Source organism: Pseudomonas sp. PS01298, assembly GCF_029959745.1.
Classification (GTDB): Bacteria; Pseudomonadota; Gammaproteobacteria; order Pseudomonadales; family Pseudomonadaceae; genus Aquipseudomonas; species Aquipseudomonas aylmerensis.
The window spans coordinates 1-7,659 of record NZ_JASCPP010000182.1 but is presented as its reverse complement, the minus strand read 5'-3'; the positions used below and the strand labels follow the sequence as shown (position 1 = coordinate 7,659).

Annotated in this window: 7 protein-coding genes and 1 pseudogene; 1 reads left to right on the top strand and 7 read right to left on the bottom strand. The window is 57.9% G+C overall.

Annotated features, from left to right (window positions below; translation table 11 throughout):
* Window positions 1-112 precede the first annotated feature (112 nt).
* The 6 genes from QMX97_RS30930 to cyoA all read right to left on the bottom strand — a co-directional run bounded on the left by QMX97_RS30930 (window position 113) and on the right by cyoA (window position 6,181).
* On the bottom strand, window positions 113-1,201 hold the full coding sequence (locus tag QMX97_RS30930; protein WP_282398176.1) for a pyridoxal phosphate-dependent aminotransferase: 1,089 nt from the start codon (window positions 1,199-1,201) through the stop codon (window positions 113-115).
* Window positions 1,202-1,347: 146 nt separating this feature from the next.
* Window positions 1,348-2,235 carry a heme o synthase gene (gene cyoE / locus QMX97_RS30925; protein WP_003194050.1) on the bottom strand — a complete coding sequence of 296 codons (888 nt, stop codon included), beginning with the start codon at window positions 2,233-2,235 and terminating at the stop codon, window positions 1,348-1,350.
* Window positions 2,236-2,246: 11 nt separating this feature from the next.
* Window positions 2,247-2,588 carry a cytochrome o ubiquinol oxidase subunit IV gene (gene cyoD, locus QMX97_RS30920; protein WP_010206434.1) on the bottom strand — a complete coding sequence of 114 codons (342 nt, stop codon included), beginning with the start codon at window positions 2,586-2,588 and terminating at the stop codon, window positions 2,247-2,249.
* Entirely contained in the window at window positions 2,588-3,214 is a 627-nt protein-coding gene (locus tag QMX97_RS30915; RefSeq protein WP_010206435.1) for a cytochrome o ubiquinol oxidase subunit III, read from the bottom strand. The genes cyoD and QMX97_RS30915 overlap by 1 nt, the downstream gene beginning before the upstream one ends.
* A gap of 3 nt (window positions 3,215-3,217) precedes the next feature.
* Window positions 3,218-5,236 (bottom strand): cytochrome o ubiquinol oxidase subunit I, encoded by a 2,019-nt coding sequence (gene cyoB, locus QMX97_RS30910; RefSeq protein WP_065908533.1) that lies wholly within the window; start codon window positions 5,234-5,236, stop codon window positions 3,218-3,220.
* A 3-nt stretch (window positions 5,237-5,239) separates the two neighbouring features.
* Entirely contained in the window at window positions 5,240-6,181 is a 942-nt protein-coding gene (cyoA, locus tag QMX97_RS30905; protein ID WP_053132079.1) for a ubiquinol oxidase subunit II, read from the bottom strand.
* Between the two features lie 27 nt (window positions 6,182-6,208).
* Between cyoA and QMX97_RS32135 the strand changes: the two are divergent.
* A pseudogene (locus tag QMX97_RS32135) lies at window positions 6,209-6,499 on the top strand (hypothetical protein).
* Window positions 6,500-6,971: 472 nt separating this feature from the next.
* Here QMX97_RS32135 and QMX97_RS30900 read toward each other — a convergent pair.
* Entirely contained in the window at window positions 6,972-7,478 is a 507-nt protein-coding gene (locus QMX97_RS30900; RefSeq protein ID WP_065908531.1) for a disulfide bond formation protein B, read from the bottom strand.
* Window positions 7,479-7,659 lie beyond the last annotated feature (181 nt).

Genomic DNA, 7,659 nt, shown 5'->3' with positions numbered 1-7,659 from the left:
GTGGATCAGCGAGAAAGGTTCTGGCTGACACACCGTATTCGCGAGCAAGCCCGCTCCCACATTTGATTTGTGTCGCTCAAATAGCAGCGCGCACATGTTGAACAATGCGGACTCAACTGCCCCGTTCAACCTGCGCAAACACCTCGCGAAACCGCGCCATCTCCCGCTTGTTCCCCACCGTCACCCGCACCCACTGCGGCCAATTCTTCCACACCCTTCCGATCATCACGCCGTGCGCGGCCAGCGTCTCGACGACCTGCTCCGCCGGTTGCTTCACGTCGATCATGAAGCAGTTGCTCTGCGACGCCGTGCAGGTAAAGCCACGGGCCTTGAGCCAGTTGACGGTCTCGTCGCGCAGTTGCGTGTTGAGCGCCTTGCGCTGGGGCAGCAGCTTGATGTCTTCGAGGCTCGCCAGCCCGCCGAGCAAGGTGGTGCCCGCCGGGACGTTGTCGCCGCCAAACACCGCCAACCGTTCCAGCAGCGCCGGATGGCCGATCGTCATGCCCAGGCGGGCGCCGGCCAGGCCGTAGATTTTCGAGAAGGTGCGCAGCACCAGCAGGTCGTCGTGGTCCTTGACCCAACTGACAACGCTGGGCACGTCGGCGAAGTCGATGTAGGCCTCGTCCACCACCAGCACGCTGCCGGAGGGTTTGTTCGCCAGCGCCAGGCGGATGGCATCAAGCGGGGTGATGGTGCCGGTAGGGTTGTTGGGGTTGCACAGGTAGAGCATGCCGGCCTGGGGATCGGCGGCGAGCATGGCGGGGATATCGTGGGCGTGGTCGGCGCCAAGGTTCACTTCATGCACCGGCGCCTTGTTCGACTCGGCGGCCTGGCGCGGCACTTCGTAGGACGGCGTAGCCATCACCAGGCCACGAGAGGCACTGGTGAACGCCAACACGGCATAGCGCAGGGCGGCCATGGAGCCCGAAAACACCGCCACCTGCTCTGCGGCGAGGCCCTGCTGCTGGGCAAACAATGCGGCGAGCGCGTACATGTGCGGGTAGGGATAGCGCCCGGAGGTGGCGATACCACGCGCCATGGCTTCGCGCGCCGCCTGTGAGGGGCCGTAGGGGCTTTCGTTGTAGTTGAGCAGCACCGCGTCAGTCGGTTTCGACGGGGCCGCCACCGCCCACTCCAGGCGCCCCAGCCAGGGTAACGCAGCGCCAAAGGCAAGAAGGGACCGACGACTAACGCTGACCATGGTAACTACTCCTTGTAGACCGGGGATGGATTCGCACAGCTCGTACAGAGAGGTATGACGAGATAATCCTGGACGAATTTAAACCGGCGCCCAAGAAAAAGCCCCGCGCTTCTCTCGAAGGCGGGGCTTTTTCAACGCTGTGACACTCAGTGAGCGTAGGTCAGCAACAGCTCTTTCGGCACTTGGAAATCCAGGGACATCATCACGCTGAGCGCGGTGATGGTGAAGATCGAGAACACGAACAGCTTGCGCGCCCAGACGGTGTCATCCACCGCCTTGTAGCCGGTCCAGGCCATGTACAACCAGTACATGCCCATGGCGGCAGCGACGGCGAGGTAGCTCATGCCGGCGTAGCCACTGAAGGTCAACATCAAGGTCGCCACGAGGAAGGCCAGGATGTACAGCAGGATGTGTTTCTTGGCCACCTGGATGCCACGCTTGACCGGCAGGACCGGAATCGACGCAGCCAGGTAGTCATTGAAGCGAAAGATCGCGATGGCGTAGGAATGCGGCATCTGCCACAGGCTGAACATCACCAGTAGCGTCAGCGCGGCCATGTCGAAGCTATTGGTCACAGCTACATAACCAATCACCGGCGGCATCGCCCCCGACAGACTGCCCACCAGCGTGCCGTGAACCGACTTGCGCTTGAGGTACAGGCTGTAGAGGCCGACGTAGATGACAAAGCCGATCACGGCAAACAGCGCCGCCAACGGGTTGGCCACCTTGTACAACAGTGCCACACCGGCAACACCCAGGACGGTCGCGTAGATCAGTGCCAGCTTCAGGGAGATAAGGCCCTGGACCAGCACGCGATTCTTGGTGCGCTCCATCTTGATATCGATGTCACGGTCGATGCAGTTGTTGAAGACACAACCGGAAGCTACCACCAGGGACGTACCGATCATTGCAGCCAGGAAGATGGCCAGATCGACATGTCCCTTGGAGGCCAGGAAGAAGCCGCCCGCCACAGAAAGCACGTTACCGAAAATGATCCCCGGTTTGGTGATTTGGATAAAGTGCTTAAGCGACATCGGGTCTTACCTCACTTCGCCATCATGAACGTATGGATGCTGAACATGATCCATATCGACAGACCAACCAGCAGCAGGATTACCAGGCCTGCGAACACGAACGCGATCACGTTATCGCGCTGCTCTTTGGAACGATCCAGGTGCAGGAAGTACACCAGGTGAACCAGAACCTGAATCACCGCGAACGCCAATACGATCATCAAGGTGATCGACTTTGGCAGAGTCGGGTACATCACCAGACCAAACGGGATGAGCGTCAGGATTACCGACAGGATGAAGCCGATAGCGTAAGACTTTACGCTGCCGTGGCTCGCATCATGGCTGTCATGGTCATGGGAGTGTGCATTAGCCATTACAGAGTCCCCATCAGGTAAACAACGGTGAAGACGCAGATCCAGACCACGTCCAGGAAGTGCCAGAACAGGCTCAGGCAGCTCAGGCGAGTCTTGTTGGTGTTGGTCAGGCCGTGTTTATTGACCTGATACATCATCACCGCCATCCACAGCAGGCCGGCAGTTACGTGCAGACCGTGGGTGCCGACCAGCGTGAAGAACGCCGACAGGAAACCGGAACGGTGCGGACCGTAGCCTTCGGAGATCAGCAGGTGGAACTCGTTGATCTCCATGCCGATGAAGCCCAGGCCGAACAGGAAGGTCAGTGCCAACCAGCTCAGTACGCCCTTCTTGTTGCCCTTGTAGAAGGCCAACATGGCGAAGCCGTAGGTGATCGAACTGAACAACAGCAAGGCGGTTTCGCCGAGCACGTAAGGCAGTTCGAAGATGTCGTGGCCCGACGGGCCACCCGCTACGTTGTTTACCAGTACCGCGTACACCGCGAAGATCGACGCAAACAAGATGCAGTCGGTCATCAGGTAGAGCCAGAAACCGAAAACGGTCATCGGCCCCGAGTCGTGGTGATGGTCATCGTGCCCATGGTCATCGACATGGGCGTGTCCAGCATTGGTCACTAAGTTCGACATGATTTAAGCCTGTTCCAACGAAGTTTCTACACGGTTGGCCGGGATTTTCTTCTCGGCTACCAGGCGAGCGTGCTGCTCGGCTTCGATGCGTTCGATCGTTTCGACCGGCACCATGTAGCCTTGATCATCACGGGCAGCGTGGATGATGAAGTAACCGATAGTGCCTACCAGGCTCACGATTGCCAGCCACCAGATGTGCCAGATCATCGCGAAACCGAACACGGTCAGCAGGCCGCCCATCACCACGCCAGTGGCTGTGTTGTTTGGCATGTGGATCGGTTCGTAGTGCTTCGGTTGCTGGTACGCAGTACCGTCTTCCTTGGCTTCGGTGAACGCATCAATGGTGTTCGCAGTAGGGATCACGGCGAAGTTGTAGAACGGTGGTGGCGACGAAGTCGACCATTCCAGGGTGTGGCCATTCCATGGGTCGCCGGATTCGCAAGCGTTCTGCTTACGGTCACGGATACTCACGTACAGCTGGATCAGCTGGCAGGCGATACCGACAGCAATCATCACCGCACCGAACATGGCGACGTACAGGTACGGCACCCACTCAGGGTTGGTAGTGGCGTTCAGACGACGGGTCATGCCCATGAAGCCCAGTGCATAGAGCGGCATGAACGCGACGAAGAAGCCCGAGATCCAGAACCAGAATGCAGCCTTGCCCCAACCTTCGTGCAGCTTGAAGCCGAACGCTTTCGGGAAGTAGAAGCTGAAACCAGCGATGTAGCCGAATACCGCACCACCGATGATCACGTTGTGGAAGTGAGCGATCACGAACAGGCTGTTGTGCAGCACGAAGTCAGCACCCGGGATGGCCAGCAGTACGCCGGTCATGCCGCCGATGGCGAAGGTCACCATGAAGCCCAGGGTCCACAGGACCTGGCTGGTGATACGCAGACGGCCGTGATAGATGGTGAACAGCCAGTTGAATAGCTTCACCCCCGTCGGGATCGAAATCAGCATCGTCGCCAGGCCGAAGAAGGCGTTGACGCTGGCCCCCGAACCCATGGTGAAGAAGTGGTGCAGCCACACCATGAAGCCCAGTACCGAGATCGCGCCGGAGGCGTAGACCATCGAGTGGTGACCGAACAGGCGCTTGCCGGTAAAGGTCGAGATCACTTCAGAGAAGATACCGAACGCTGGCAGGATCAGGATGTACACCTCAGGGTGACCCCATGCCCAGAACAGGTTCACGTACATCATTGGATTGCCACCAAGTTCGTTGGTGAAAATGTGGAAATCCAGGTAACGGTCAAGCGACAGCAGCGCCATGGTAGCGGCCAGGATCGGGAACGAAGCCACGATCAGGACGTTGGCCCAGGTGCAGGTCCAGGTGAAGATCGGCATGTCCATCAGTTTCATGCCAGGAGCGCGCATCTTCAGGACGGTGGCCAGGAAGTTGACCCCCGTCAATGTCGTCCCGAGCCCTGATAACTGTAGCGCCCAGATGTAGTAGTCCACACCCACGCCAGGGCTGTACTGGATGCCCGACAATGGCGGATACGCAACCCAACCGGTCTTGGCGAATTCGCCGACGCCCAGGGACACGTTGATCAGCACCACGCCGGAAACCAGCAGCCAGAAGCTCAGGGAGTTCAGGAACGGGTAGGCAACGTCACGGGCACCAATCTGCAGCGGCAAGGCAAGGTTCATCAGGCCGGTGAAGAATGGCATCGCCATGAAGATGATCATGATCACACCGTGGGCGGTGAAGATCTGGTCATAGTGTTCAGGTGGCAGGTAGCCAGGCGAACCCTCGGTGGCCATGGCCAACTGGGTACGCATCATGATGGCGTCGGCAAAACCACGCAGCAGCATGACCATGGCAACGATGACGTACATGACGCCGATTTTCTTGTGGTCGACCGAAGTCAGCCACTCGGTCCACAGGTAGGTCCACTTCTTGAAATAAGTGATTGCTGCAAACAGTGCCAGACCACCCAGCGCGATCATGGCGATAGTCACCATTACGATCGGCTCGTGGAACGGGACCGCATCCCAACTTAATTTACCAAACATCGTTTACTCCTCTGCCCCAGCAGTTGAATGCGAGCCCGTGTCAGAACCTTCAACCGCGGCCACTTCTTTCTTCTCGTGCTTGACCGGCTTGCCTGGCTTCATACCTTCGTACTTGTCGACGATTTTCTGAAACAGGTTCGGCTCATACGTGGAGTACAGGGCGACTGGGTTGTTCTGGCTCGGTTTGGTCAGGGCATCGTATTCAGCTTGATCAAGCTGTTTAGGTGCGGCCTTGACTTCGGCTACCCAGGCGTTGAAATCTTCCTGGCTCGTCGAGATCGCTTTGAATTTCATGCCGGTGAAGCCAGCGCCGCTGTAGTTCGCGGAGATGCCTTCCATTTCAGCTTTTTCGTTGGCGATCAGGTGCAGTCGGGTCTGCATGCCTGCCATCGCGTAGATCTGACCGCCCAGGGCAGGGATGAAGAACGAGTTCATCACGGCGTCGGAGGTGATCCGGAAGTTAAGCGGGGTGTTCTCCGGGAAACGGATCTGGTTAACCGTGGCGATACCCAGGTCCGGGTAGATGAACAGCCACTTCCAGTCCAGCGCGACCACTTCGATGTTGATCGGCTTGACGTCGGACTCCAGCGGACGGTACGGGTCCAGCTCGTGGGTCGACTTATAGGTGATGTAACCCAGGGCGATGATGATGAGGATCGGAACCAGCCACACCGCGATTTCAATCTTGGTGGAGTGCGACCACTTCGGCGCGTAGGTCGCGCTGGTGTTCGACGCGCGGTATTTCCAGGCGAAGGCGAACGTCATGATGATCACAGGCACCACGACCAACAGCATCAGCAGGGTCGCGGTGATGATCAGGTTGCGTTGATCCAGACCGATCTGTCCTTTTGGGTCCATCAAGGTCCACTTGCAGCCTCCCAGCATTAACATCATGCCAAGCAGCGGCAAAAAGCCTAGTAATCGGGGGTACCTGTTTTTACTCATCTCACGACCTCTAAAGCAGCTTGCGCAATGCAGTTGGGTTTTGATCGCCAACACTTCACCCTGCCAAGGGTTGGCATTTCTCTTCGATTGAATAAGAGCCTGCCCATCACGTCATAACTCTACGTTTCACGGACCTGCGGTGAGTTCTTATTCGATTTCGTGGTTAAAGGCCTTGTTACAGACCAATTCCATTTGGTGCGGATAGTTGAAAGGCTGCCGGAACCTGGGGTCGCACAGAGCCATCCATCTGCCCCTCGACCGCTCCAATGCTCAAATATTGAACAGCACCGGACATTCAGTGCGGGCGATTGTAGTTAGCTAGCGATGTATAAACCATGTCTTATAAAGAAATAATTTTTATCGATTACAGCAATAATCCTTCACCATTATTGCAACGGTTCGCGATCTTATCGCGTTCGATTCTCAACAAAAACCACAAAAATTGCCGTGTTATTCGTCAGTGAGTCGCATCCCCTACAGGTCGTAAGGGCAAGGCAAACCGATGCAAGCCCCCATAAAACAAGGCATTCAGAGATCACCGCGAGCCTCGAACAACCGAAGCGTGCGAGGCCGCTGCAAACGACGAACTGACAGCACAAATTGACCGCTCGGTGCAAATTTAAGCGGCCGATCGGCGGGTCAGAAACGTCCTGCGACAGCGTCCGTGTGACAACATGTCGCACACTGCGCGCACCTAAACTTGCCCCTCGTCACAGCCCTTTCACAAATCCCTACATACGAAAACGCCCCGGCCTTCCTTCAAGAAGGACCGGGGCGTTTGTGTAACGGTTCAGCCCTGGCGCTGACGATTCCGATAGATGCCCAGGGGCACCAGGATCACGGTCAGCACGAACGCCACCAGCGCCCATTGCGCCAGGGACAGGCCGAGGATCGGCGGGTACGGGGTGCTGCAGAAGCCGTCCACCTGGAAGCCCAGGGGGAACACCTTGGCCAGCGGCAGGTCGTCGACGATCGGTTGCAGCACGTCGATGCCGCAGCTGACCTGTGGGAAGAACTGGGTGTACACGTGATGGCCGGCAGCCGCCACGCCGCCGAGGGCGCTGAGGATCACCAGGCCTTCAAACAACGTGATTGCCCCCTTGGTGCGCATGGCCGCGCCGATGAACGCGAAGATCGCGATCAACAGCAGCGCATAGCGTTGCAGGATGCACAGCGGGCACGGCGCCTCGCCCAGCACCACCTGCATGTACAGCGCACCGCCGATCAGCGCCAGGCAGATGATGCCCAGCAACACCAGAAAGCGCCGCTCCCTGCCTAAACGCAATTCGTCACTCATCCCCGTTTCCCTTTGTTTGGTTGTGCCAATGGCCGCAAGTTTACACACAGAGAGTGGTTTAAACAGAGGGGGGTTAACGGGGGATTAATCAGGAGCAATAGAGAACTGAATGTGGGAGCGGGCTTGCTCGCGAAGGCAGTGTGTCAGCCGCCGGATAAGCTTCTGATACACCGCCTTCGCG

Coding starts and splice junctions, on each gene's coding strand:
- QMX97_RS30930 (WP_282398176.1), bottom strand. CDS start 1,201: ATGGTCAGCGTTAGTCGTCGGTCCCTTCTTGCCTTTGGCGCTGCGTTA.
- cyoE (WP_003194050.1), bottom strand. CDS start 2,235: ATGTCGCTTAAGCACTTTATCCAAATCACCAAACCGGGGATCATTTTC.
- cyoD (WP_010206434.1), bottom strand. CDS start 2,588: ATGGCTAATGCACACTCCCATGACCATGACAGCCATGATGCGAGCCAC.
- QMX97_RS30915 (WP_010206435.1), bottom strand. CDS start 3,214: ATGTCGAACTTAGTGACCAATGCTGGACACGCCCATGTCGATGACCAT.
- cyoB (WP_065908533.1), bottom strand. CDS start 5,236: ATGTTTGGTAAATTAAGTTGGGATGCGGTCCCGTTCCACGAGCCGATC.
- cyoA (WP_053132079.1), bottom strand. CDS start 6,181: ATGAGTAAAAACAGGTACCCCCGATTACTAGGCTTTTTGCCGCTGCTT.
- QMX97_RS30900 (WP_065908531.1), bottom strand. CDS start 7,478: ATGAGTGACGAATTGCGTTTAGGCAGGGAGCGGCGCTTTCTGGTGTTG.